This is a genomic window from Nitrospirota bacterium, from assembly GCA_020846775.1.
In the GTDB taxonomy this organism is placed as follows: domain Bacteria; phylum Nitrospirota; class 9FT-COMBO-42-15; order HDB-SIOI813; family HDB-SIOI813; genus RBG-16-43-11.
Window position 1 is genome coordinate 1 of sequence record JADLDG010000100.1, and the last position, 24,653, is coordinate 24,653.

Below are 24,653 nucleotides of genomic sequence, written 5' to 3' on the forward strand. Positions count from 1 at the left end.
ATTTAGTACAACACTGACCGCAGGGGCTGACTATACTTATTACTTTGATGCAGTTGATGGCACAGGGCTTCAAGCAGTAGCTTTACCTGTAATACCTACACCAACTGCCCCGGAAGATGCGCCGGATGTAGAGGATATCTTTATCCACTCGATACTTGGATTTGTTACAGTAAGCGGGACCGGCCTCGGAGAGGTAACAATGACACTCAGCGGCTGTGCCTCTGCCGAAGCAGACACAGCTCCTGACGGGAGATACAGCTTCTCCGGCCTTGCCGATGGGGATTGTACTATCACACCTAAGCTGGATGGCTATACCTTTACACCGCCCGGTATTCCAGTAACAATTGCAGGGGGGGATGTGGCCGGGATAGACTTTACGGCTGAGCTTCTTGACTCTGACGGCGACGGCTATAGTGATATAGATGAGATTGCCGCAGGCAGTGATCCTTTAAATAAAGATAGCACTCCGGAAGTCTGCGACGGTGCAGACAATGATTTAGATGGTCAGATAGACGAAGGGTTATTGAGTACGTATTATCGTGATGCGGATGGGGATACCTATGGCAGCGCTGCGGTTACGATTAAGGCATGTTCACAACCATCAGGTTATGTCACAAACAGAGCTGATTGCAATGACAGCAAGTCCTCAATCAACCCCGGTGCAGTTGAGACAGACAATGGTATGGATGACAACTGTAACGGGCAGGTGGATGAGGGTATTACTAAGAAAGCGACTACTCCTGATATAACCGTCAGCCCGACGACCCTCCCATATGGCAGTGTCAATGTTGATTCAGTATCAGAGAAGACGGTGTCTGTAAGAAACGATGGTGATGCGGGCCTGACCATTACCGGTATTACAAATCCGTCCTCATCATACAGCAAGGTATCAGATAGCTGCTCTGGCCAGACACTATCTCCTTCCTCAGGTTGTACAATAACCATCAGGTTTTCTCCTGCATCTTCAGGGGTTCTCAACAGCAGTTTTAATATCCAGTCCAATGACCCGGATGAAAACCCAGTGGCGGTATCTCTTACAGGAACGGGAGCGAGCGTGGGCAGTCCTGACATTGATATCTCGTCAGTTGACATTAGTTTCCCTAATATTTCAGCGGGAGCGACTGCTGATCAGGAGATAATTATAAGCAATATGGGAAGCAGCCCACTTGCAATTTCGGGCAGCAGCACACCATCCGAGCCATTTAGCATTATTACCGCTGAAGATAATTGCTCTAATCATACCCTTGCACCAAATCAATCATGTGCAATGAAGGTTAGGTTTACTCCAATTGGATCAGGGACATTTAACTCAAGCTTTAACATCCAGTCGAATGACCCTGATGAAGACCCGGTGACTATTACCCTGGGAGGCTCTGTAACACCCGGCAGCAATAACGTGCCGACAAAGCCAAATCTTGCTAAACCTGCAAATGGAGTCAGCTCTATAACTACGACATATTTACTGAAATGGGAAATATCAGAGGATATGGATGGAGACCAGATAACCTACTGGCTCTACATTGGACCTGACCCAGGCTTTGCAGGCGTTGACCCTATAATTGTTTCCAACACATCAAACAATAACTCTGCAAAGGCCGCAGGATACTCAGTAGGCCTGATAGGGCTGCTGGGGATAATCACCTTCGGAGGGTTAGCCGGAGATAAAAGAAGGTTCGGCATGTTCATTATGGCAGTCATATTTCTTGGCGGCTCCATACTTACTTCATGCGGCAGGGCAGCAGATGATTACAGCGGCAGTCGTGCTGAGAGTAAGGATTATATGACGTACACGGTCACCAATCTAAAGCCGAAGACAACGTATTACTGGAAGGTAGTGGCTGACGATGGCAAGGGAGGGATGACTGAGAGCGATGATTATAGCTTTACAACACTATAGAAACGTCCCGTTTACACCTGAAACAAAGCAGACATTTCTAACTTGGCTTGACAGCTTATTGAAAAATGTTGACACTATAAAAAGTATAATGTTAATATCATGTCTGTAACCGACAGGTGTGGTTATCTTTCAGCGGCAACTCATTATCAAATTCCTTTCCTCAGGCTTCTTTGCAGGCTACTTTCCGGTAGCCCCTGGAACTATTGGCAGTCTTGCAGGCATCCTGGCCTGTTTTCTCCTTCGGGATGTCCCGTTCAGTACATATGTAATCATAGTAATACTGATTCTAATTGCCGGTATTTACATAGCAGGTGAAGCGGAGAAGATTTATCAGGCAAAAGACTGCCCGCATATTGTTATTGACGAAATCGCAGGAATATTCTTTACTTTTATATATATTCCCAAAGATCTTGGTTTTCTGCTGGCAGGTTTTCTGGCATTCCGTTTTTTTGATATCCTCAAGCCATATCCCATCAGAATGATAGACGAGAAAATAGAGGGCGGATGGGGTATAATGTTTGATGACGTTTTAGCAGGTATTTATGCCAATTTACTTATCAGGTTGATTGGATGGGGGACAGGATGGCTGTAGGACAGGAGATGGAGATAATAGAAGTGATAATCGGCAGGCTTCTTCGTAAGAGGGGGTGGAGGCTTTCAACAGCAGAATCATGCACTGGGGGATTGATCGGGCACAGGATTACCAATGTCCCCGGTAGTTCTGATTATTATGATGGCGGGGTAATTACTTACAGCAACGATGCCAAGAGAAAGCTATTGAATGTACATGAGGAGACAATCAAGACATATGGCGCCGTAAGCCGTCAGACTGCTGTAGCAATGGTGGAGGGTATAAGGAAATTGAGAGGCGTTGAGGTAGGTATAGGAGTCACCGGCATAGCCGGCCCTGGAGGTGAAACAACGGCAAAACCCGTTGGTCTTGTATATATTGCATTGTCCTCGCCGGTTCGTGTAGAGTGTAAAGAATTCAGATTTCACGGGGATAGGGAAATAATCAAGTTGCAGGCTTCTGAAGCTGCACTGAATATGCTCAGAAAGTTGCTGGAGGAACCTGTGATTGTATAATCATTATTACAGGTTGGACAAAGGCGGTATATCATTTGAGATGTTTTATAGCTGTATCATTGCCTGAAGAATTGAAGTCTAAGATATCCTGTATTCAGGAGAAGCTAAAGGCTGCTGGTGCCGATGTGTCCTGGACCAGAAAGGAAGGGATGCATCTTACACTTAAGTTTCTGGGTGACAAAGATGAAGTGAAGATACCTGATATTAAGAAGGCATTAGACATGGCAGTTGATGGCATAGTACCCTTTTCTCTGAGTGTATCAGGACTGGGAATTTTCCCTGATATGAGAAGACCGAGGGTAGTGTGGGTTGGTTTGAAGGAGGAAGGGGATAATGTGATTAGACTTCAAAAGGGTGTAGAAGCAGAGCTTAAAAAAAGAGGGTTTCCCGCTGAGGGCCGGAGTTTTACACCGCATATAACGTTAGGGCGTATTAGGACTGATAAAAACATTGAGAAATTGTTAAGGTTGATTGATGATGAGAAGAGAAGTGACCCGGGTGGATTTCCGGTTTCGGAGATACATCTTATAAAGAGTGAATTAAAACCTTCCGGGGCTGTTTATACTGAACTGTTTTCCGTTATGTTAAGCTCGGGGGCAAAGGGTAAAATTTAATGAATCATTTCAAATGAAACAATGAAAGGAGAATGAACATGGGTGAGAAAGAGCAGAAGATGAAGGCGCTGGATTTGGCCCTTTCACAGATTGAGAAGCAATTTGGTAAAGGGGCTATTATGCGTTTGGGGACAGATGGTGTGCTGGCTGATGCAGTTGTTATATCTACGGGTTCCCTGGGGCTTGATATTGCGCTTGGAGTAGGCGGTATGCCGAGGGGCAGGGTGGTTGAGATCTTTGGTCCTGAATCATCAGGAAAGACCACTCTTTCCCTTCATGTAATAGCGGAGGCACAGAAAAATGGCGGGGTGGCGGCGTTTGTTGATGCCGAGCATGCGCTCGATGTCGGTTATGCAAAAAAGCTTGGTGTACATATAGATGATCTCCTGATTTCACAGCCGGATACAGGTGAGCAGGCGCTTGAGATTGCTGAGACGCTCGTGAGGAGCGGTGCGATTGATGTTATTGTAGTTGATTCTGTAGCTGCCCTTGTCCCTCGTGCCGAGATAGAAGGTGAGATGGGTGATTCCCACATGGGACTCCATGCGAGGCTGATGTCTCAGGCATTAAGGAAGCTGACCGCAGCGATCAGCAAGTCTATGACAACGGTAATCTTTATCAATCAGATAAGGATGAAGATTGGTGTGATGTTCGGGAATCCTGAGACTACTACCGGTGGTAATGCATTAAAGTTTTATTCATCCGTAAGGCTTGATATAAGAAAGGTGGAAACGATTAAAGAGGGACAGGATGTTACAGGAAACAAGGTCAGGGTGAAGATTGTAAAAAACAAACTTGCCCCTCCGTTTAAACAGGCTGAGTTTGACATACTGTTTAATGAGGGGATCTCAAGGCTTGGTGAATTGATTGATCTGGGAGTTGATAAGGGGATTATAGAGAAGAGCGGTTCATGGTATTCTTATAAAGGTGACAGGATTGGCCAGGGCAGGGAGAATGCAAGGCAGACGTTGAAGGAGAATGCGCCAATGGCAAAAGAAATAGAAGTCAGCATTAAAGAGGCGTGCGGCCTGCAAAAGATTGAGGCAAAGCCTTCCGAAAAGAAAGGCTGATAACAGTCATACGGGAGTAATCTATGGATATAAATCAGCTTCTGAAAACAGTGGTAGGACTAAATGCATCCGATCTGCACATTAAAGTCGGGAGTTTCCCTGTAGTCAGGATTAATGGTGATCTAAAGCCAATTGAAGGCGTCGGGAAGTTCACGCAAGAGATTGCCTCAGTTATTGCTTCCGTCCTGATGAGTGATTCACAGAAAATCCGCTTTGAGGAAAAGAAGGAGGTGGATTTTTCATATAGTGTGTCAGGTCTTGGGCGATTCAGGGTGAACGTCTTCAAGCAGCGGGGCTCAATTGGTATGGTCTTTCGCGTAATCCAGGAGAAAACAGTGACTGTAGCAGAACTGGGTCTACCAAAGATACTGGAGAAACTTTCCCTGGAACCAAGGGGCTTGATTCTGGTTACAGGGACTTCGGGGAGTGGTAAATCCACGACACTTGCGGCCATGATTGAGTATATTAATATGCACAGAACGTTACATATTATGACCATAGAAGATCCTATAGAGTATTTGTATACGGACAAGAAGAGTCTGATAAACCAGCGGGAGATACGTCAGGATGCAGAATCCTTCGCTTCTGCACTGAGGAGTGCATTAAGGCAGGACCCCGATGTAATACTTGTCGGGGAGATGAGGGACTTTGAGACGATATCTACCGCAATTACAGCGGCTGAGACAGGACATCTCGTACTGAGCACCCTCCATACTGTAGACTCGGTAGAGACTATAAACAGGATCATCGGCATTTTTCCGCAATATCAGCAAAAGCAGATACGGTTTCAGCTCTCCTCTGTTCTTAAAGGCGTGGTTTCTATGAGGCTTGTGCCACGGGCCGATGGGATGGGGAGAGTCCCCGCAGTCGAGGTAATGGTCGCTACAGCAACAATTCGCGAATGTATATTGGACCCAGACAGGACAAGGAAGATACATGATGTTATAGCCGCCGGCGCCTCTCATTACGGTATGCAGACCTTTGACCAGTCTCTCTATAAGCTATATACGGAAAATCTGATTACTTTTGATGAGGCAGTAGTGCGCTGTAACAATCCGGATGATTTTGCATTGAAGGTGAAAGGTGTCCAGTCGGATAGTGACACGAAATGGGTAAAGTAAGGTACATGAAAATAATCCCCCTTAATCCCCCTTTTTCAAAGGGGGAAATTAGTCACCGCACTTTAGAAAAGGGGGGCAGGGGGGATTTGAAAGGCTATTTTCGGATGAACCTTGATGAGAGCAGAAAGGCGAGAGATGCTGCCCTACGGCTGCTCGGATTATGTGACAGGAGTAAGAAGGATCTGACAGAGAGATTGATCAGGAAAGGTTTTTCAGCAGCAATAGCAGAGGCTGTCGCTGATGAAATGGAGTCCCTCGGGTACATTGATGACCGCCGGTTTGCCGAGAGGTTTGCTTCAGACGCTGTTAACAGAAGAGATGCTGGTCCGCAGATGATAAGCTCAGGATTGCAGAAAAAAGGGATAGCAAGAGACATAATTGACGATATCCTCATGAAGGTATCAAATGACTATGCACAGGCTGATATAGCCCGGAGGGCCCTTGGCAGGAGGTTGAGGATCGGGAGTGTCCCAAGGGAAAGGGCTGAGATCAGGAGGCTGTCAGATTACCTTAGACGAAGAGGTTTCTCATATGATATTATTAGAGGTGTTTTAAAGGGGATAGAACAGGATGACAACATCAGCTGAAATCAGAAGCTCATTTTTTGAATACTTTGGGAAGAATGATCATACAGTTGTTACAAGTTCTTCTCTTATCCCTCAGAATGATCCGACGCTCCTTTTTACAAATGCCGGAATGGTTCAGTTTAAAAGGGTGTTTACAGGTGAGGAAGAGAGAAGTTACAAACGGGCAGTCTCAATACAGAAGTGTCTGAGGGCAGGAGGAAAGCATAATGACCTTGAGAATGTCGGATTTACCTCAAGACACCATACCTTCTTTGAGATGCTCGGAAATTTCTCATTCGGCGACTATTTCAAGAAAGAGGCTATCGGGTTGAGTTGGGAGTTTCTAACCCGGGTCCTCGGATTACCCGCAGAGAAACTTTGGGTCTCCGTGTATAAGAATGATGATGATGCTTATGACCTATGGCAGAAGAAGATCGGTTTTCCACGGGAGAGGCTCGTTCGTCTTGCTGAGAAGGATAATTTCTGGCAGATGGGGGATACCGGTCCATGTGGCCCATGTTCCGAAATAATTATTGACCAGGGGTCTGGTACCGGATGCGGCAGACCTGAATGCGCTGTAGGTTGTGACTGTGACAGATATCTTGAACTCTGGAATTTAGTGTTTATGCAATATGAGAAAAAGGCGTCAGGAGAACTTACTCCCCTCCCAAGTCCGTCCATTGATACCGGTATGGGGCTTGAGCGAATAAGCGCTGTGGTACAGGGTGTAAAGAGTAACTATGATTCTGACCTGTTTATGCCTCTTATTACTGCAATTGCAGGGAATGCCTCTGTATCCTATGACTCTTCACACAACGTTTCAATAAGGGTCATTGCAGATCACATAAGGGCTGCGGCTTTTCTGATCAGCGATGGGGTTATGCCATCCAATGAAGGACGAGGATATGTACTGAGAAGGATAATCAGGCGAGGAGCAAGGCATGCGAGGCTTATTGGTATCCATGAACCATTTTTGTTCAAAAACGTTGGATATGTCATTGAGCTGATGAAAGGACACTATCCGGAACTTTATATGAACAGGGAGATTATCTCAACTGTCACGCACAGGGAGGAAGAGGGCTTTATCAACACACTTGAACAAGGGATGAAGATCCTTGATGATGTAATCATAAAGGTTAAAGAAAGAGGGACAAAGACCATACCCGGGGAGATACTATTTAAGCTGTATGATACCTATGGGTTCCCTCTGGATATTACGGCAGAAATTGCACGGGAACACGAACTGGTTCTTGATGACGCCGGTTTTCAGAATGAGATGGAAACCCAGAGGGAACGTGCAAGGCGCGCCTGGGTAGGGCAGGAAAAGATAAAACCAGCTTACCAGGCCCTTAAGTCAGTGGTCACAACCAAGTTTACTGGTTATGACCTGATTGAATCAACCGGTCAGGTGGCAGCCATAATAAAAGACGGTGTTAATGTCGAAAGGGCGGCCGCGGGAGATGAGATAGAGGTTGTATTTGAAAAGACCCCCTTCTATGGAGAGTCAGGCGGTCAGGCAGGTGATAAAGGTGTTGGAATAGGGCCGGAAGGAGGCATAGAAATCACTGATACTATAAAAGCGCTCGATATCATTGTCAGCAAGGCAAAGGTAAATAACGGGTCTATTATGGTCGGAGAAGAGTGGGTACTGAAGGTGAACAATGGGCTGCGGAGAGGCATTGCGAGGAGCCATACTGCAACTCATATGCTTCAGGCTGCGTTGAAGCAGATTCTTGGCGGACATGTTAAGCAGGCCGGCTCGCTCGTGGAACCGGACAGACTGCGCTTTGATTTTACACACTTTAAACCGTTATCTGCAGGTGAGATCGGTGATGTCGAGGGGGTATTAAACGAGAAAATCAGGGATAATCTGCCGGTTACTACTGATGTTATGGATATTGACAACGCACTAAAGGGTGGCGCTACAGCTCTTTTTGGAGAGAAATACAGCGATCAGGTCAGGGTCGTTCAGGTTCAGGATTTCAGTAAGGAGCTTTGCGGCGGGACACACTGTAAGGCAACTGGTGAAATAGGTTTAATAAAGATAATTTCAGAGAGCGGGATAGCTTCCGGTGTCAGGAGAATAGAGGCATTTACAGGCGAGGCAGCCCTGAAATATTTAAAAGAGACAGAGAACATATTCGGGGAGATTTGTGATGCAGTAAAGGCAACTCGTGAAGATGCTTGCGCAAAGGCAGATCGGCTGATATCCACTATCAGGGAGCAGGAAAAAGAAATGTCGCGGTTGAAGGATATGCTTGCGTCATCCAGGGCAAAGGATGTGGCATCTGATATCCTCGAAGTTGCCGGCATCAAATTGTTATCGAAAAAGATAGATGGAATGAGTATAGATGAATTGAGGAAATTTGGTGATTCGATGCGTTCCAGAATAGGATCCGGAATTATATCTGTGGGAGCAGAAGTTGATGGTAAGGCCGCTATTTTAATTATGGTAACTGAAGATCTGACGAATAAATTCAGCGCACGTGATATAATGAATGAGATAGCCGGTCTGGTTGATGGCCGTGGTGGCGGCAGGCCTGAAATGGCCCAGGCAGGCGGTAAAAGACCGGAAGGTTTGCAGGAGGCATTGAATAAGGTAGTTGAAGTGATCGAGAAAATGTCAAAAAATAAGGAGGTTTATCATGCTTGATATCGTTCGTAAAGCGTTGTTAGCAGGTCTTGGAGCGCAGGAGAGGGCCAAAGAGTTTGTTGAGGAGCTTGTCAGAAAAGGAGAATTGAGCCAGAGTGATGCAGCTAAATTGATGAATGAGGTGATGTCAAAGGCTGAAAAAAGTGGTGAAGAGATAGATAAAAAGATTGGTGAGGTGGTAGAAAAAACCTTTGATAAACTCAATCTGCCAAGTAAAAAAGACGTTGAGAAGCTTGAAACAAGTATCCGGGAGCTATCAAACCGGGTAAAAAATCTGGAAGAATCCAGTTAGCTTCCAGCCCTGCAGATGCGTATTCTATCCTTAGATGTAGGAGATAAAAGGATTGGGGTTGCGATAAGTGACGAGCTTGAAATAGCGGCCCATAGCCTTACTACTATTCACCGTTCAGATCCCGACCATGTTTTTGCAAGTATTAAAGAAATCATCGAAGAATACAATGTGGAAGAAATTGTTGTCGGTATGCCTGTAATGATGAATGGAACCATGGGGATTCAGGGTGAGAAGGTATCAAGCTTTGTTGAAGAGCTGAAGAAAGAGGTAGTGGTTCCGGTAATGTTCATGGATGAGAGGTTAAGTACCCGTTATGTCGAAAAGGTATTAATTGATGCTGATGTCAGCAGAAAAAAAAGGGGCAAGGTTATAGATAAGCTGGCTGCAGTTATTATCCTTCAGGACTATCTTCGCATTAGAGGTATAGGGGGATCTGAAAAGACATTTCCGGATGAAGACTAACCAGGTCAATACTGTTATCGGAATAATTGTAATCCTCGCTATTCTCATTTTTCTGGCCAGCTACAGCAGCCTGTTTGCCATGAGGAGTAGTAATAAAGAGGTTCGAATATTCGAGGTGCCTGAGGGTGTGACAGTTAAGTGGATTGCCGGCAGACTTGAAAAAGAGGGCATTATTTCCAATAGTACATTGTTTATGTTGGCCGGGAGGTTTTTATTATCAGATAAATATGTGAAGGCAGGCGAGTACCTTTTCACAGTGGATATGAGTCTGATTGAGGTAATTTCAGCCTTCCAGGAGGGTAAGGTAAACTATCGCACAGTGACAATACCCGATGGCGCTAAGATTGACAGGATAGGAGAAATTCTTCAGGATGAGGGTTTAGTGGATAAAGAGACATTCGGGCAGCTTACCAGAAACCAGGGATTAATAAAATTGCTTAATCTGGATACAGAGATAGACAGCCTTGAGGGATTTCTGTATCCGGATACATATTACTTTATTAAGGGTAGTACACCTGACAGGGTAGTGAGAAAGATGGTGATGAGGTTTAAAAAACTTTTTACACCTGATATGGAACGAAGGGCTGCAGAATTGAAAATGTCGGTGAAAGATGTGGTTACTCTTGCATCAGTAATTGAAAAAGAGTCAGGGAGTGAATCTGAACGACCGTTGATATCTGCAGTCTTTCATAACAGGCTGAGGCTCAAGATGCCCCTTCAGAGTGACCCGACTGTTATCTACGCACTCGGAGAGGGGTTTGACGGAGATCTCAAAAAAAATGATCTCAGGTTCAAGTCGTCATATAATACGTATCTGCAGCGAGGGCTGCCTCCGGGACCAATAGGCAGTCCGACTATCGGTTCGCTTCATGCAGCATTATATCCTGCGGATGTTGATTATCTCTACTTCGTATCCATGAATGACGGAACGCATTACTTTTCTAATAACTTTGATGAACATGATAAGGCAGTAACTCTCTATCAGAGATCTCTTGCATTAAAGAAAAATCAGAATTAAGCGGATAATATACTAACAGGGCAGCTATTCCCGGTGAAATATTGAGCAACGAATCCCCATGGGCGGTTAGAAAGCGCCGCTCATAGCAGCAGGCGAGATATAGTTGATCAGCATCGGCCTGTGGGGTAAGACATTATCTGGAATTGCTACTGTCAGGCCATCCAGCTTGACACCCTGCAACGGAGTATGTTAGCGTCCATATATTTAGAAGGAGGAACAGCTATGGGTAAGAAGATTCTTGTTGCAGACTCAGATAGCGTTGTGCTGCAGGTGGTATCATATTTCCTGAAGTTGGAGGGGTTTGAAGTGGAGGTAGTCGGTGATGGTGTTTCTGCAATGGAGGCGATAGAAAAGATCTCTCCGGATGTCATCATCATGTCCCCTGATCTTCCTGGTCTTAATGGAGTGGAGGTTAGTCAATTTATCAAAGAAAAACCGCAATATAAAGCAATTCCCATAATATTTCTTTCTGAAAGCGACGAACCGTTGCTCAATAACATCCCGGATCTGTATGAGAAATTCGGTACTGTCAATAAGCCTATTGATCCTACTAAGCTTGTTAATACAGTAAACGAGTTTATAGAGAAAAGGCCGGATCCTTCAGCAGAGTCAATTTCTGCAGATGATGTCGTGAAATCTTTAAAGAGTATTGAGGAACTACTTGGATGGGATATTCCTGACAAGAGGTTGCTGCATAAGACAGAAGAATACCATCAGGATAGGTCCGTGAAGGGAACTTTTGACATTACCGAAATGTTGTCCGGAATAATTAACGTCCCGGATAATGGTACAGAGGTCAGCCTAACCACTCACCCTGCAGATGAGACTCCGGGATATCAGCATGAACTCGTATCAGGATCATATGAGGAGGGGATCCCGAAACAATCTCGAGATGAATTGGATGATGACAGACAGACGGGTTTTTCACGTCAAGCACCAGTGAACCCATGGCCTGCAAATGATTACGAAACTCCGGTATGTCACCCGGAGTTTGTTTCAGGGTCTTTTGGTAAGGGTGTATCTAAGCTGGTTCGGGATGAAGACTGGAATGGCAGAGAAGGTCTTTCTGTTGGAAGGTCCATGGTCTGTGAGATGACAACGCATGATGAGAATCATGTACGGTATGCTGAACCCGTCACAGGGACTCAAACTATGCATGGTCAGGAGAGCCCGCAACAAGTTTGGGATGACAGTGAAGGTATGGTATGCAGTGAAGTCGTTGTAAACAGTGAAGAAATAGAATATAAAGAAAAAGACGAACACAGAAATGACAGGGTGGAAAATAATTCCAGGGCAGAAGAATTTTATGATCCCATTAACGAATCAGCCGTAAGCGAACCTGATGAAGCAGCAGATGTGGAGGTGGGTCTAAAAAGCAGGATCACTGATGAGATGATAGAGAATATGGTCAGAAAGATTGCGGTTGATGTCGTCGAAAGGGTTGCAAGGGAATTAGTTCCTGATATAGCAGAGAGAGAGATAATAAAAGAAATTGAGCGACTTAAGGGTACTGAATAAAACTTACGATCCTAAAGATGTAGAGGAAAAATGGTATAAATTCTGGGAAGATCAGGGTTATTTCCGTGCGAATTACAAGGAAGACCGGCCTTTATTTTCTGTAGTAATCCCGCCCCCGAACATTACAGGCTCACTACATATGGGACATGCCCTTAATACCACCATTCAGGATATCATTGTCAGGTGGAAGCGGATGTCAGGATTCAATACCCTCTGGCTGCCTGGTACAGACCATGCCGGAATTGCAACTCAAAACGTCGTTGAACGCGAGATTGCCTCAGAGGGGAGCAGCAGGAATGAATACGGCAGAAAGAAGTTTATTGAAAAGGTCTGGAAATGGAGGGAGCAGTACGGCCGTACCATTGTGTATCAGCTTAAACGTCTCGGTGGCTCCTGTGACTGGAGCAGGGAGCGTTTTACAATGGATGAAGGGATGTCTGCGGCAGTGCGGGAGGTCTTTGTACGGCTCTATGAAGAAGGCCTGATCTGTCGTGATAGTTATATTATAAACTGGTGCCCGAGGTGTATGACGGCATTGTCTGATTTAGAGGTGGAACATGAGAATCTGCAGGGGAAGTTATATCATGTTCGATATGACCTTACAGATGGTTCAGGGTCGCTGATTGTTGCTACTACGAGACCTGAGACTATACCCGGGGACACAGCGGTTGCGGTAAATCCTAAAGATGACAGGTATAGAGATTTCATAGGCAAGACACTGTTTCTACCAGTTATTGGCAGGGCGATACCTGTTATTGCTGATGAAGTTGTTGATATGGAGTTTGGTACCGGTGCATTGAAGATAACCCCGGCTCATGACCCGAATGACTTTGAGGTTGGTAACAGGCATGGCTTACCAAAGATAAAAGTTATGGGTGATGATGGTGTAATGAATGATGAAGCAGGACCGTATAAGGGGATGGATCGTTTTAAATGCAGAAAGGCAATACTCAAAGACCTGTCTGACAGTGAAACACTGATTAAGGAAGAGGATCATGTTCATGCAGTAGGTCATTGTTATCGTTGTAAAACAATAATAGAGCCAAACATATCAAAACAGTGGTTTGTCAGGATGAAGACCCTTGCTGCGCCTGCAATCAGGGCCGCAGAGGACGGATCAGTCCGATTTATACCAAAAGGATGGGAGAATACTTATTTTGAATGGATGAACAATATTAAGGACTGGTGTATTTCAAGGCAGATTTGGTGGGGGCATCAGATCCCGGCATGGTATTGCGGCATCTGTAACGGAATTACTGTATCCAGGACTGACCCGTCATCGTGCGGGCATTGCGGTAGTAATGACATTCATCAGGACGGGGATGTGCTGGATACATGGTTTTCCTCTGCCCTGTGGCCGTTTTCAACGCTGGGATGGCCAAATGAAACAGAAGACCTCAAGCGTTATTATCCTACATCGGTCCTCGTGACCGGATTTGATATACTCTTTTTCTGGGTTGCACGTATGATGATGATGGGTCTTAAGTTTATGGGTGAAGCGCCATTCAGGGATGTGTGCATACATGCCCTCGTAAGGGATGCCGAGGGGCAGAAGATGAGTAAGTCCAGGGGTAATGTCATTGATCCGCTCATTATTATGGACAAATACGGCACTGATGCCCTCAGATTCACGCTGGCCTCAATGGCCTCACCAGGGCGTGACATAAAACTTGCCGAGGACCGTATAGAAGGCTACAGGAATTTTGGCAACAAGATCTGGAATGCAGCAAGATTCATATTCATGAATATGCAGGATGAGACTGCCGCCATTGATCATACAGCATTATCCCTTCCCGACAAGTGGATATTAAGCCGCCTGAACAGGACAGTTAAGGATGTTACAAAGATGCTCGGGGACTACAGGTTTGATCTTGCGGCAGGCACTATATACAGTTTTTTCTGGCGGGAGTTTTGTGACTGGTATGTTGAGTTTGCGAAGATTCAGATTCAGGAAGGCGGCGATATCAGAGATAACACAGTTGCAGTCCTGGTTAATACATTGGATACTTCCCTTCGTATGCTTCATCCGATTATGCCCTTCATTACCGAAGAGATATGGCATCAGCTTCACAGCTCCTCAATTATGACTGCGCCTTATCCGTCTGCTGAAGATGCATTAATGGATGAACTGGTTGAATCACAGATGGAATCTGTCATGGATATTATAAAGAATGTAAGGAGCCTAAGAGCAGAGTTGAATATACCTCCGTCTAAGGAGGTTGATGTTTACCTTAAAATTGACAGTGATGTTGTGAGTGGTCTCGTTGATGGACAGATGACCTATATTAAAAGATTAACCTCAGCCGGTAATGTAATAAAAGGCGCTGATATAAAACGGCCTGAGCTTTCAGCCATCCTGGTCTTCGCAGGTGGAGAGATATATTTGCCCCTGGCAGGCATAATTGATATAAATAAAGAGAAGGGACTCCTGGAGAAGAGATTGAAGAATATTGGGGATGAGATAAGCAGGATTGAGAAGAAACTGTCGAATAACAGCTTCGTTGAAAAAGCGCCGCAGGAGGTAGTCCTGAAAGAAAAGGAAAAGCATAAGGAGTTGATGGATCAGAAGGAGAGAATTGAATCAAACCTTTCATGGTTAAAATAAGGATGGTATGGATGGGGGTCAGGTCTTGAATTTTGACTATAAAAGTCAAAAATCAAGACCTGACCCCGCCATTGTGGATATGTCGCCAGATATTACGAGAATAATAGACTCAGCCCTATCAGAAGATATCGGTCATGGTGATATTACCTCATCCATACTTATCCCGGATGACATAATTGCCATAGGAATGCTAATTGCGGAGGACGATATTGTATTAGCCGGACTTCCCGTTGCAGCTGAGGTGTTTAAACAACTCGACAAGGATGCAGTTTTTGATGGGCTTGCATCAGACGGGGACTTGATAAAAGCCGGGAGTGTCATCGCTCGTGTATCCGGTAAAGGCAGAGCGCTCCTCTCAGCGGAGAGGGTCGCCCTCAATTTTCTGCAGAGACTCTCAGGAATTTCTACACTATCAAGAAGGTATGCAGATGCAGTAATGGGACTGCCAGTACGTATCTCAGATACCAGAAAGACAACCCCCGGGCTGAGGCCCCTGGAGAAATATGCAGTAAGGGCTGGAGGTTGCTTTAATCACAGGTATGGTTTATTTGATAGTGTCCTTATCAAGGAAAATCATATAGCATTAACTTCAGGGGTGGAAAAGGCTGTTTCAATGGCGAAAATAAACAGCCCTCACACCATGAAGGTTGAGGTCGAAGTAAAAACCCTGGATGAGGTCAAGGTTGCTGTAATGTGTGAGGCAGATATAATAATGCTTGATAACATGGATATTTCAATGATGCGGGAGGCTGTCAGGATTATACGGGAGAATAATGACAGAAAGATACTGATCGAGGCTTCAGGAGGGATGAGTCTTGACAGGGTGAGGGATGTCGCACTGACAGGTGTGGATATTATATCTGTCGGGGCACTTACACATGCAGCGGCATGGGTTAATATAAGCATGGATATTGAGATGAAATGAGGCGACCTGGAAGCATAAACGACCAGATAATTGAAACCTTTAAAAAAAACGGGAATTCCTTCGTCTCCGGCCAGGAAATAAGTAACAATATAAATATATCAAGGACTGCAGTGTGGAAGCATATCGAGGGTCTGAGGAAAAAAGGGTACTTGATTGAGAGTATGCCGTCAAAAGGATACAGGCTGGTTGAAATACCCGATCGTCTTTGTCCTGATAAGATTAGAGATACATTAAAGACAAAAACCATAGGCAAGAAGATTCTTTTTTTTGATGAGGTGGGCTCGACCAATGACGTTGCCATGGAGAGCGGGGCAAAAGGGCTGGCAGAGGGACTTGTTATACTGTCAGAGGGACAGTCTCATGGGAAAGGAAGGATGGGGCGCACATGGGTTTCACCTGGGAATGTTAATATCTATATTTCGATATTATTAAGACCGGATATATCCCCGCAATATGCCCCGGTGATGACAATGATGTCTGCAATTTCTACAGCACGGGCGATAACTGAAGTTACTGGTCTTGAGACAACGATAAAGTGGCCTAATGATATACTTATTGACAGGAAGAAGGTTTCCGGTATTCTGACGGAGATGAACGCAGAACAGGAGCGAATAAACTACATTGCAGCAGGAATAGGCATAAACGTTAATATGAAAAAACAGGATTTCCCTGAGGACCTGCGAATGCCTGCAACCTCTCTTTCAGAATGTCTTGGTAAGAGGGTGGATCGTATGAATCTGTTATTTGCGTTGATTAATACACTTGAACAGGACTATGAAGAACTTAAGAATTACGGTGTAAAATCTATCTTCAGAAGATGGCGAAATGGATGTGACATCCTTAAAAGGCGAATACAGGTTTCTCTTCCGGGTGAGCAGATAACAGGAGTTGCTGAAGATTTATCACCGGAAGGCGGGCTTATAATGATCCTTGACAGAGGGGGAAAAAGGGTTATATATGCAGGGGACGTTACAATTCTCTGACGACTTCGTAAAAAATATCTGCTGTATTATTTGAGGTTTTTACATATGCTTCTTGCTATAGATATTGGAAATACAAATATAGTATTCGGGTTATATGAGAATCAGAAGCTCATTGAATACTGGCGAATTAACTCGGATAAGCATAAGACTGCAGATGAATATGGGATATTTTTCCTTGAGGCTGTGAAATCTGTCACTGCCAGGGTTTTAGAGATAGATGCAGTCATTATTGCATCAGTGGTTCCGCTTCTCTCAACGACGATAAGGAAGATGGTGGAAAGATATTTTAAGGTTACCCCCATGTTTGTAGATGAACAAACCAGAACCGGCTTGAGAATCTGCTATAAGAATCCAAAAGAAGTAGGCGCAGACCGCATAGTTAATTCTGTTGCAGCCTATACTATTTATGGAGGAGCTGTTATAATAATTGATTTTGGAACGGCAACAACTTTTTGTGCGATAAGCAAGGACGCCGAATATCTGGGTGGTGTAATAGTACCCGGTATTACGATTTCGCTTGATGCATTGTCACAGAAGGCGGCAAAGCTTCCACAGATTGCTTTGGAACTGCCTTCAGCCGTTATTGGAACGGACACAGTCTCAAGTCTTCAATCCGGTATAATATATGGTTACGCTGGTCTTGTAGATGAATTGGTCAGGAAAATAAAAAAAGAGATGGGAGGCGAACCGTATGTAGTTGCTACAGGAGGGCTGGCAGAGACGATAGCAGTACATACTGTAAGTATAAAGGAGATCAACCCGATGCTGACCCTGGAGGGACTCAGATTAGTTTTCGAGATGACTATGGAGAATTCCTGAGAGGTTCTGTTATCAGATGAATGAGCGGAGGTAAATAATATGGAAGATAATTATTTAAATGATGAGGATAACAATACTGCGTGGGATAAGGATTTGCAGGATGAAAAGGACGAAAGTAAAGAGACCGTTGCATCAGTTCGTGAGGCACTGGAGAAGAAGGAGGCTGAGTGCAGGGATTTGCAGGATAAATATGTGCGCACTCTTGCAGAGATGGATAACTTCAGAAAGCGGATTAACAGGGAGATGAATGACGCTGTGAAATTTGCTAATGATAAAATACTTGGTGACCTTCTGGTTGTCATAGATAATATGGAGCGTGCTATAGCGCACTCGAGGGAAAAGAAAGACTTTGACTCGCTTTTAGATGGTCTTGAATTGACTATGAAAGAGTTCAGGGGAGTGTTTGAAAAACATGGGGTTCAATCCATTGAATCAGTAGGTCAATTATTTGATCCTTCAAGGCATCACGCTGTAGCCATGGTAGAGTCAGATTCTCATGGAGATAATGTCATAGTAGAAGAATTTCGTAAAGGTTATCTGCTCAATGACAGGGTGCTAAGGCACTCTCTTGTCAGTGTCGCAAAAAAGAAGAACGGAGAGCAGCAATAAAATATTTTAACCGAGACTTGAAACCATCCATTATGATGATTATATAACATTGTGCTGTTTTACCTTAATAGAGGAGGACTTAAATTATGGGAAAAGTTATTGGTATAGACCTTGGGACCACTAATTCGTGTGTTGCAGTTATGACCGGCGGTGAACCTGTTGTGATACCCAATTCTGAAGGGAGCCGTACTACCCCGTCTGTAGTGGCTTTCACAGATAAAGGCGAGAGGCTGGTTGGGGCTATAGCCAAACGTCAGGCAATAACAAATCCGGAAAACACGATATTTTCAATAAAGAGGTTAATCGGCCGCAAGTTTAATGCCCAGGAGGTAAGTGAGGCAAAGAAGCGGCTTCCATACAAGATAGTTGAGGCGCCGAATGGTGATGCACATGTCGAGGCAAGGGGTAAGGTATACAGCCCTGCTGAGATATCAGCAATGATCCTGCAAAAGATGAAGCAGACTGCAGAAGATTACCTGGGAGAGACAGTTACAGAGGCTGTAGTAACTGTTCCTGCGTACTTTGACGATAGTCAAAGGCAGGCTACAAAAGATGCAGGGCGCATTTCTGGTCTCAATGTGCTGAGAATCATAAACGAACCAACCGCAGCATCACTTGCATATGGACTGGATAAGAAAAAGGATGAGAGGATTGCTGTTTATGATCTTGGCGGCGGTACTTTTGATGTTTCAATCCTTGAGATTGGAGAAGGAGTTTTTGAAGTCAAATCAACTAACGGTAATACATACCTTGGAGGTGACGACTTTGACCTGCGGATTATTGACTGGATGGCTGATGAATTCAAGAAGGATCAGGGGATTGATCTGAGAAATGATAAGATGGCTCTTCAGAGACTAAAAGAGGCTGCTGAAAAGGCGAAGATAGAGTTGTCGTCTTCTATGGAGACAGATATCAACCTGCCTTTTATTACCGCTGATGCATCAGGGCCCAAGCATCTTACGATGAAGCTTACTAAGTCAAAACTGGAACAACTTACTGATGATCTGGTAGAAGGTTCCGTGGTCCCATGTCGCAGGGCCATGCAGGACGCAGGTGTTACTGCAAAAGAGATAAATGAGGTTGTATTAGTCGGCGGACAGACGAGGATGCCAAAGGTGCAGAAAGTGGTTCGTGACTTTTTTGAAAGAGAGCCGCACAAAGGTGTAAATCCAGATGAGGTTGTTGCTGTCGGGGCAGCAATACAGGGAGGGGTATTGAAGGGGGAGGTCAAGGATGTCCTTCTTCTTGACGTAACGCCACTTTCCCTTGGTATTGAGACACTTGGCGGGGTATTTACAAAGTTGATCGAGAGAAACAGCACAATCCCTACAAAGAAGAGTCAGATATTTTCAACTGCCGCAGACAGTCAGACGGCGGTTACGATAAAAGTCTGTCAGGGTGAAAGGGAGATGGCTGCAGACAATAAAATGCTTGGGATGTTTGAACTCATGGGTATCCCGTCAGCGCCGCGCGGCATTCCCCAGATTGAAGTGACCTTCGACATTGATGCAAACGGTATTGTCCATGTTTCTGCTAAGGACAAGGCTACAGGAAAAGAGCAGTCAATCAGGATCACTGCATCAAGCGGATTAAATGAGGATGAAATTAAACAGATGGTCAGGGATGCAGAGTCTCATGCGGAGGAAGATAAGAAGAAGAAACAGCTTGTAGAGGCCAGAAATGAAGCGGATAATGTAATATATTCTGTTGAGAAGTCACTGGCTGAATTTGGAGACAAGGTATCAGCGGATGAAAAGACGAGTATCCAGGCCGCAATTGATAAAACGAAAAAGGCATTGGAATCAGATGATGTTGACTCGATAAAGAATGCCATACAGGAATTAAACACTGTGTCACACAAGCTTGCAGAGGAAATGTATAAGAAGGCATCTGCGCAGCAGGCAGGTGAAGGTACTGATTCTGGTGCCGGCGGGCATGGTGAAGGGGCAGAATCGGGATCAGAGGGTAAGCCAAAAGAAGATGTTGTTGATGCTGATTTTGAAGAAGTGGATAAAGACAAGAAGTAATATACCGGATATATTGGAGTAATTAAGAATTGTCCACTAAGAGAGACTATTATGAAGTGCTGGGTGTTGGAAGGGATGCATCCAGTGAAGATATAAAGAAGTCCTATCGTAAACTTGCTCATCGCTTTCATCCTGATAAGACGCAGGGGAATAAAGAGGAAGAGGAGAAGTTTAAAGAGGCAAATGAGGCTTATGAAATATTGAGTGATCCGGACAAGCGTAGAAAGTATGATTCGTTTGGACATAGTATGGGTGGGGCAGGGTTTGGAGGAGGCGAAGGGTTTGGCGGTTTTGGTGATATCTTTGAGGACATATTCGAAGACTTTTTCGGCGCCGGCACAAGGAGGGGGAGGCGCACTCAGAAGGGTGCCGATCTAAGGTACAACCTTGAAATATCATTTGAAGAGGCAGCGTTTGGCCATGAATCAAAGATAAATATACCCAGGATGGAGACATGTACTTCTTGTGATGGCACAGGGGCAAAGTCTTCCACCAAAGTCTCGACATGTCCAACCTGCAAAGGGACCGGTCAGGTTAGATTTCAGCAGGGTTTTTTTACACTTGCAAGGACATGTTCCCACTGTAATGGTGAAGGACGTCTCGTTACCGACCCATGCGATAAATGTCATGGCAGAAAGAGGATTCAGAAGGATCGTACGCTGTCCATAAAAGTTCCTCCAGGTGTTGAATCGGGGTCAAGGTTAAGGCTGTCCAATGAGGGTGAAGCAGGCATAGAGGGGGGGCCATCCGGAGATCTTTACGTTGTTATTACAGTAAAAGAACACCCGTTTTTTGTGAGAGAGGGGAATGATGTTTTATGCAGTATCCCTGTAAGTTTTGTTCAGGCCGCCCTTGGCTCTAAGATAGAAGTCCCAACTTTAAAAGGTGAAGTATCCCTAAATGTTCCGCCCGGGACTCAGCCGGGAAGTACACTGCGTATTAAAGGCAAAGGAATTCCTGACCTTAGGGGTTATGGTACCGGTGATCAGATTGTAGAAGTAGATGTTCAAATTCCAAAGAAGCTCACCCCAAGACAAAAAGAACTTCTCGAAGAGTATGCAAGGATTTCCGGTGAGGAAATAAATACGGGAAGCGGTAGTTTCTTTCAAAAGGTAAAGGATATATTTTAGCAAATAGCCTTGTCTGTATTCTTCATCAAAAAAAATCAGTTAAAAGAAAATAACATCAGCATAACGGGTGAACTATTAAAGCACCTGCGCGACTCATTGCGTATTGAGATTGGCGAGATGATATATTGCGTTGACGAGGAAGGGACTAAATATGGGGTCCTTGCTACCCACATTGGTAAGGATTTGTTCATAGGTGAAATAATTGAAACAACAAGCCGACACAAAGACACTGCAATTTCTATCTATTTAGTCCAGTCAGTTCCAAAAGGACCCAAAATGGATTTTATTATTCAAAAGTCTACAGAACTTGGTGTTAAGGCTATTGCTCCCGTAATATCTGACAGGTCGGTCGTCAGGATAGATAAGAGTCGGGTGGAAGACAAGTTAAAACGCTGGAAAAAGATCGCCCTCGAAGCGGCCCAGCAATCAAACCGTCTGGATCTGCCGGAGATATCACCTCCAATCTCATTTCATGACTATATGGCATCATTCAAAAAAGGTGACTTAAACCTTATGCTTTATGAAGGAGAAAAAAAGAGGGGGATAAAGGAGGTCATAAGGGGCATCAAGGAGATTAAGGATATTGTAAAAAAAGTCATTATACTTATCGGTCCTGAAGGAGGCCTGTCCCGTGAAGAGGTTGACATTGCAGTGAAAGTTGGATTCACCTCTGTGTCACTTGGCAATCTCATACTCCGTTCTGAGACAGCACCTATCGTTGCGTTGTCCATATTGCAGTATGAGTTTGGACAGATGGGATAGTGCGGGCTCAGCTTATTATCATCCCTGCATAACCGACTACCTGATCATAGTCGCCGCTTACGTCTCCTGAGTTCATATATTTTACGAGGGTTGCTTTGGTTGCGCCCAGTTCTAATGCAGCGTAAAGCATAGTTACTGCCGGTGCGAATCCGCACATGGTAATGCCGTTTTCCTTTACAGTGTGATGCAGTCCGGCGGGGTCCAGGGCGAGTATTTTTTTGATTGCCTTCTGATCTTTTTCCATTGCAGATTTGCCAGATTCATAATGAGTCATGTCAGAGCTTGCTACTATGAGGACGTCCTTCTTTGTTTCCTTGATAGCATGACTTATCGCTGCACCTACTTCCCTGCATACTTCAAGTGTTGTACTCATCATTGTAACAGGGACAATTTTGAAATTCCTGGTGAAATACTGAATGAATGGTATTTGTACCTCAAGACTATGTTCTCCTGTATGTGCATCATAATCTTCAGATGCATACCTTGACCTTACCTCAATAGCCCTTGCGAGTTCGGAATCTATCGCAACAGACCCGTTAGGCATAGACCAGTCACCTTCGATAAATATAGATACAGATGCACCCCTGCCAGTATGATTTGGGCCAACAAGTATAAAAGTATCGGGGAGGATAACCCTGGAGAACACTGACCCTGCTACGGCGCCAGAGTATATGAGTCCCGCATGAGGTGAAAGCACTCCGATGGATTTGATACGGTCAGCATCTGAGCTTACATAGTTCTCTACCTGATTTCTTAACCCATCAGGTGAGCCATCATAAAAGTAGCCGGCGACAGCAGGTTTCCTGATCATAGGATAAAATATCATAAAGCCAGTGAAAGACGCAATACATACCCATACACTGGTTAGTAGATAGGTTTTAAGGCCTGCAATATACTTCCTTAATGCGTCAGGACTTTATCTATACTGATGTCACTTACTATTGTACCGAAATTGTGGGTGGACAGGAGATAGTCTGTTCGATTTCGTTCGAGGTTGATTTTGTTTTCCCGTACTAATTTATCAATCGCAAGAAAAATTACATTATATGAGTCATCCAGGCTTACTTCTAACTCTGAAAATGATATGTAACCCTTTTCCTTAACCAACGTCAGTATTCTTTCCGACGTTGTGTTAACCTTTGATTCCATAATACACCTCCTGAGAATGTAAATTAATTAAGTTTTCCTGAGAAATTATCACCTCCTTTGAAAAAGTATGCTACATTAATGACTAACACTTTAATTTGTACTTGTCAACATATTTTGGTGTACAAATACTTGACAACTTTGAAGCTTTCCTGCTATTTTATATAATCTTTGAGGAGGGGTTGTGAGCAATGAGAATCAGGATTAATGGCAAGGATGAGGAAACGGAAGCAGTTTCGGTTTTGAATGTTTTAAAGGAAAGAAATATAGAGCCGAGGATGGTAGCTGTCGAAGTAAATTCTAAGATGATCGAGCGGGACGATTATGGCACTACACAATTAAAGGATGGTGATGAGATAGAATTTCTCTATTTCATGGGAGGAGGCTTATATGAGTAAGAAAATTTACAACAATGCGATTGATCTTATAGGTAATACTCCCATGGTCAGGATAAATAAGATCCCCGGCCTCGATGGCGGGAATGTGTATGCCAAAATGGAACTATTTAATCCTGGCGGAAGTATAAAAGACCGTATCTGTTTAAGCATGATTGAGGAAGCGGAAAAGTCAGGAAAGCTTCACCCTGGTGATACTATAATCGAGCCGACAAGTGGTAATACCGGGATTGGCTTAGCCCTTGTAGCAGCAGTTAAAGGTTATAAGGCTATTTTAGTCATGCCTGAGAGTATGAGTACAGAGAGATTTGGACTACTCTCATCTTTTGGGGCTGAGGTAGTATTGACACCTGCTATAGATGGAATGAAGGGTTCTATTATAGAAGCTGAGAGACTCTTGAAGGAAAACCCCGGATATTTTATGCCGGACCAGTTCTCAAATCCGGCAAATCCGGAGTCACACAGAAAAACTACAGCTCCTGAGATATGGGATGTCATGAATGGAAAGGTAGATGCGTTTGTGGCTGCTGTAGGTACTGGCGGCACTATTACAGGGGTTGGCGAGGTTCTTAAAGGGCTGAAAAAGGATATCAAAATCGTAGCAGTTGAACCTGCATCATCACCTGTTATATCAGGGGGTTCTCCAGGGCCGCATAAGATCCAGGGGATCGGGGCAGGTTTTATACCCAGTGTCTTAAACAGGGATATAATTGATGAGATTATACCGGTAACTGATGATGAGGCATTCGAAACAGCAAAGTTGCTTTCTAAAGAAGAAGGGCTTATGGTTGGTATATCATCCGGTGCAAATGTTTTTGCCGCCATGAAAGTTGCAAAGAAATTAGGGGCAGGGAAAAATGTTGTTACTGTGTTGTGTGATACAGGGGAAAGATATATAAGCATAGAAAAATATTTCAGAATGTAGTTGACGTTGAAAAATACCCATTTGCGGCGT

The 24,653-nt window shown here is 44.4% G+C and carries 24 protein-coding genes; 22 read left to right on the forward strand and 2 right to left on the reverse strand.

The genetic code is table 11. The features are described 5' to 3' along the window. From IT392_11875 to IT392_11970, 20 genes are all read left to right on the forward strand, one after another. On the forward strand, positions 1-1,897 hold a 1,897-nt coding region (locus IT392_11875; GenBank protein ID MCC6545172.1), incomplete at its 5' end, for a choice-of-anchor D domain-containing protein. A gap of 118 nt (positions 1,898-2,015) precedes the next feature. After that, positions 2,016-2,489 carry a phosphatidylglycerophosphatase A gene (locus IT392_11880; GenBank protein MCC6545173.1) on the forward strand — a complete coding sequence of 158 codons (474 nt, stop codon included), beginning with the start codon at positions 2,016-2,018 and terminating at the stop codon, positions 2,487-2,489. Beyond that, entirely contained in the window at positions 2,480-2,983 is a 504-nt protein-coding gene (locus tag IT392_11885) for a CinA family protein (protein MCC6545174.1), read from the forward strand. Before IT392_11880 ends, IT392_11885 begins: the two co-directional genes overlap by 10 nt. A 35-nt stretch (positions 2,984-3,018) precedes the next feature. Further along, positions 3,019-3,597, forward strand: a complete 579-nt coding sequence (gene thpR, locus IT392_11890) for an RNA 2',3'-cyclic phosphodiesterase (protein ID MCC6545175.1) — start codon at positions 3,019-3,021, stop codon at positions 3,595-3,597. A gap of 38 nt (positions 3,598-3,635) precedes the next feature. Beyond that, complete coding sequence (gene recA / locus IT392_11895; GenBank protein MCC6545176.1) at positions 3,636-4,667, forward strand: recombinase RecA; 1,032 nt, start codon at positions 3,636-3,638, stop codon at positions 4,665-4,667. A gap of 23 nt (positions 4,668-4,690) precedes the next feature. Further along, a complete protein-coding gene (locus tag IT392_11900; GenBank protein ID MCC6545177.1) occupies positions 4,691-5,788 on the forward strand; it encodes a type IV pilus twitching motility protein PilT in 1,098 nt (365 codons plus the stop codon). Positions 5,789-5,874: 86 nt separating this feature from the next. Continuing rightward, positions 5,875-6,375 (forward strand): regulatory protein RecX, encoded by a 501-nt coding sequence (locus tag IT392_11905; GenBank protein MCC6545178.1) that lies wholly within the window; start codon positions 5,875-5,877, stop codon positions 6,373-6,375. After that, the gene (gene alaS / locus IT392_11910; GenBank protein ID MCC6545179.1) at positions 6,359-9,007 is read left to right on the forward strand and encodes an alanine--tRNA ligase; all 2,649 of its coding nucleotides are present in this window, start codon (positions 6,359-6,361) and stop codon (positions 9,005-9,007) included. The genes IT392_11905 and alaS overlap by 17 nt, the downstream gene beginning before the upstream one ends. Continuing rightward, on the forward strand, positions 9,000-9,299 hold the full coding sequence (locus IT392_11915) for a phasin family protein (protein ID MCC6545180.1): 300 nt from the start codon (positions 9,000-9,002) through the stop codon (positions 9,297-9,299). The genes alaS and IT392_11915 overlap by 8 nt, the downstream gene beginning before the upstream one ends. Positions 9,300-9,314: 15 nt before the next feature. Continuing rightward, entirely contained in the window at positions 9,315-9,761 is a 447-nt protein-coding gene (ruvX, locus tag IT392_11920; protein ID MCC6545181.1) for a Holliday junction resolvase RuvX, read from the forward strand. Beyond that, positions 9,751-10,779, forward strand: coding sequence for an endolytic transglycosylase MltG (gene mltG, locus IT392_11925; protein MCC6545182.1), 1,029 nt, complete (start codon positions 9,751-9,753; stop codon positions 10,777-10,779). The genes ruvX and mltG overlap by 11 nt, the downstream gene beginning before the upstream one ends. Positions 10,780-11,001: 222 nt before the next feature. Continuing rightward, positions 11,002-12,297, forward strand: coding sequence for a response regulator (locus IT392_11930; GenBank protein ID MCC6545183.1), 1,296 nt, complete (start codon positions 11,002-11,004; stop codon positions 12,295-12,297). Next, positions 12,272-14,902, forward strand: coding sequence for a valine--tRNA ligase (locus IT392_11935; protein MCC6545184.1), 2,631 nt, complete (start codon positions 12,272-12,274; stop codon positions 14,900-14,902). Before IT392_11930 ends, IT392_11935 begins: the two co-directional genes overlap by 26 nt. Positions 14,903-14,981: 79 nt before the next feature. Beyond that, positions 14,982-15,827 carry a carboxylating nicotinate-nucleotide diphosphorylase gene (gene nadC, locus IT392_11940; GenBank protein MCC6545185.1) on the forward strand — a complete coding sequence of 282 codons (846 nt, stop codon included), beginning with the start codon at positions 14,982-14,984 and terminating at the stop codon, positions 15,825-15,827. Beyond that, the gene (locus tag IT392_11945; GenBank protein ID MCC6545186.1) at positions 15,824-16,810 is read left to right on the forward strand and encodes a biotin--[acetyl-CoA-carboxylase] ligase; all 987 of its coding nucleotides are present in this window, start codon (positions 15,824-15,826) and stop codon (positions 16,808-16,810) included. Before nadC ends, IT392_11945 begins: the two co-directional genes overlap by 4 nt. Before the next feature lie 45 nt (positions 16,811-16,855). Then, positions 16,856-17,629 carry a type III pantothenate kinase gene (locus IT392_11950; GenBank protein MCC6545187.1) on the forward strand — a complete coding sequence of 258 codons (774 nt, stop codon included), beginning with the start codon at positions 16,856-16,858 and terminating at the stop codon, positions 17,627-17,629. A gap of 39 nt (positions 17,630-17,668) precedes the next feature. Further along, entirely contained in the window at positions 17,669-18,238 is a 570-nt protein-coding gene (grpE, locus tag IT392_11955; GenBank protein ID MCC6545188.1) for a nucleotide exchange factor GrpE, read from the forward strand. 86 nt (positions 18,239-18,324) lie between these two features. Further along, a complete protein-coding gene (dnaK, locus tag IT392_11960; GenBank protein ID MCC6545189.1) occupies positions 18,325-20,265 on the forward strand; it encodes a molecular chaperone DnaK in 1,941 nt (646 codons plus the stop codon). Positions 20,266-20,294: 29 nt separating this feature from the next. Beyond that, on the forward strand, positions 20,295-21,395 hold the full coding sequence (gene dnaJ, locus IT392_11965; GenBank protein ID MCC6545190.1) for a molecular chaperone DnaJ: 1,101 nt from the start codon (positions 20,295-20,297) through the stop codon (positions 21,393-21,395). Positions 21,396-21,404: 9 nt separating this feature from the next. Continuing rightward, entirely contained in the window at positions 21,405-22,157 is a 753-nt protein-coding gene (locus IT392_11970; protein ID MCC6545191.1) for a 16S rRNA (uracil(1498)-N(3))-methyltransferase, read from the forward strand. Between the two features lie 7 nt (positions 22,158-22,164). On the opposite strand, the gene amrB is transcribed toward IT392_11970, so the two are convergent. Together amrB and IT392_11980 are read right to left on the reverse strand one after the other, a co-directional pair. Next, on the reverse strand, positions 22,165-22,968 hold the full coding sequence (gene amrB / locus IT392_11975) for an AmmeMemoRadiSam system protein B (GenBank protein ID MCC6545192.1): 804 nt from the start codon (positions 22,966-22,968) through the stop codon (positions 22,165-22,167). An 89-nt stretch (positions 22,969-23,057) separates the two neighbouring features. Beyond that, the gene (locus IT392_11980) at positions 23,058-23,306 is read right to left on the reverse strand and encodes a hypothetical protein (GenBank protein ID MCC6545193.1); all 249 of its coding nucleotides are present in this window, start codon (positions 23,304-23,306) and stop codon (positions 23,058-23,060) included. 188 nt (positions 23,307-23,494) lie between these two features. On the opposite strand from IT392_11980, the gene thiS reads away from it, so the two are divergent. Then, positions 23,495-23,701 (forward strand): sulfur carrier protein ThiS, encoded by a 207-nt coding sequence (gene thiS, locus IT392_11985; GenBank protein MCC6545194.1) that lies wholly within the window; start codon positions 23,495-23,497, stop codon positions 23,699-23,701. Further along, positions 23,694-24,623, forward strand: coding sequence for a cysteine synthase A (cysK, locus tag IT392_11990; protein ID MCC6545195.1), 930 nt, complete (start codon positions 23,694-23,696; stop codon positions 24,621-24,623). Before thiS ends, cysK begins: the two co-directional genes overlap by 8 nt. Positions 24,624-24,653 lie beyond the last annotated feature (30 nt).

Excerpts from the sequence above, each read along its gene's own strand:
- IT392_11885 (MCC6545174.1), top strand. The coding sequence starts at position 2,480 with ATGGCTGTAGGACAGGAGATGGAGATAATAGAAGTGATAATCGGCAGG.
- recA (MCC6545176.1), top strand. The coding sequence starts at position 3,636 with ATGGGTGAGAAAGAGCAGAAGATGAAGGCGCTGGATTTGGCCCTTTCA.
- IT392_11900 (MCC6545177.1), top strand. The coding sequence starts at position 4,691 with ATGGATATAAATCAGCTTCTGAAAACAGTGGTAGGACTAAATGCATCC.
- alaS (MCC6545179.1), top strand. The coding sequence starts at position 6,359 with ATGACAACATCAGCTGAAATCAGAAGCTCATTTTTTGAATACTTTGGG.
- IT392_11915 (MCC6545180.1), top strand. The coding sequence starts at position 9,000 with ATGCTTGATATCGTTCGTAAAGCGTTGTTAGCAGGTCTTGGAGCGCAG.
- ruvX (MCC6545181.1), top strand. The coding sequence starts at position 9,315 with ATGCGTATTCTATCCTTAGATGTAGGAGATAAAAGGATTGGGGTTGCG.
- mltG (MCC6545182.1), top strand. The coding sequence starts at position 9,751 with ATGAAGACTAACCAGGTCAATACTGTTATCGGAATAATTGTAATCCTC.
- IT392_11930 (MCC6545183.1), top strand. The coding sequence starts at position 11,002 with ATGGGTAAGAAGATTCTTGTTGCAGACTCAGATAGCGTTGTGCTGCAG.
- nadC (MCC6545185.1), top strand. The coding sequence starts at position 14,982 with ATGTCGCCAGATATTACGAGAATAATAGACTCAGCCCTATCAGAAGAT.
- IT392_11945 (MCC6545186.1), top strand. The coding sequence starts at position 15,824 with ATGAGGCGACCTGGAAGCATAAACGACCAGATAATTGAAACCTTTAAA.
- IT392_11950 (MCC6545187.1), top strand. The coding sequence starts at position 16,856 with ATGCTTCTTGCTATAGATATTGGAAATACAAATATAGTATTCGGGTTA.
- grpE (MCC6545188.1), top strand. The coding sequence starts at position 17,669 with ATGGAAGATAATTATTTAAATGATGAGGATAACAATACTGCGTGGGAT.
- dnaK (MCC6545189.1), top strand. The coding sequence starts at position 18,325 with ATGGGAAAAGTTATTGGTATAGACCTTGGGACCACTAATTCGTGTGTT.
- amrB (MCC6545192.1), bottom strand. The coding sequence starts at position 22,968 with ATGATCAGGAAACCTGCTGTCGCCGGCTACTTTTATGATGGCTCACCT.
- IT392_11980 (MCC6545193.1), bottom strand. The coding sequence starts at position 23,306 with ATGGAATCAAAGGTTAACACAACGTCGGAAAGAATACTGACGTTGGTT.
- thiS (MCC6545194.1), top strand. The coding sequence starts at position 23,495 with ATGAGAATCAGGATTAATGGCAAGGATGAGGAAACGGAAGCAGTTTCG.
- cysK (MCC6545195.1), top strand. The coding sequence starts at position 23,694 with ATGAGTAAGAAAATTTACAACAATGCGATTGATCTTATAGGTAATACT.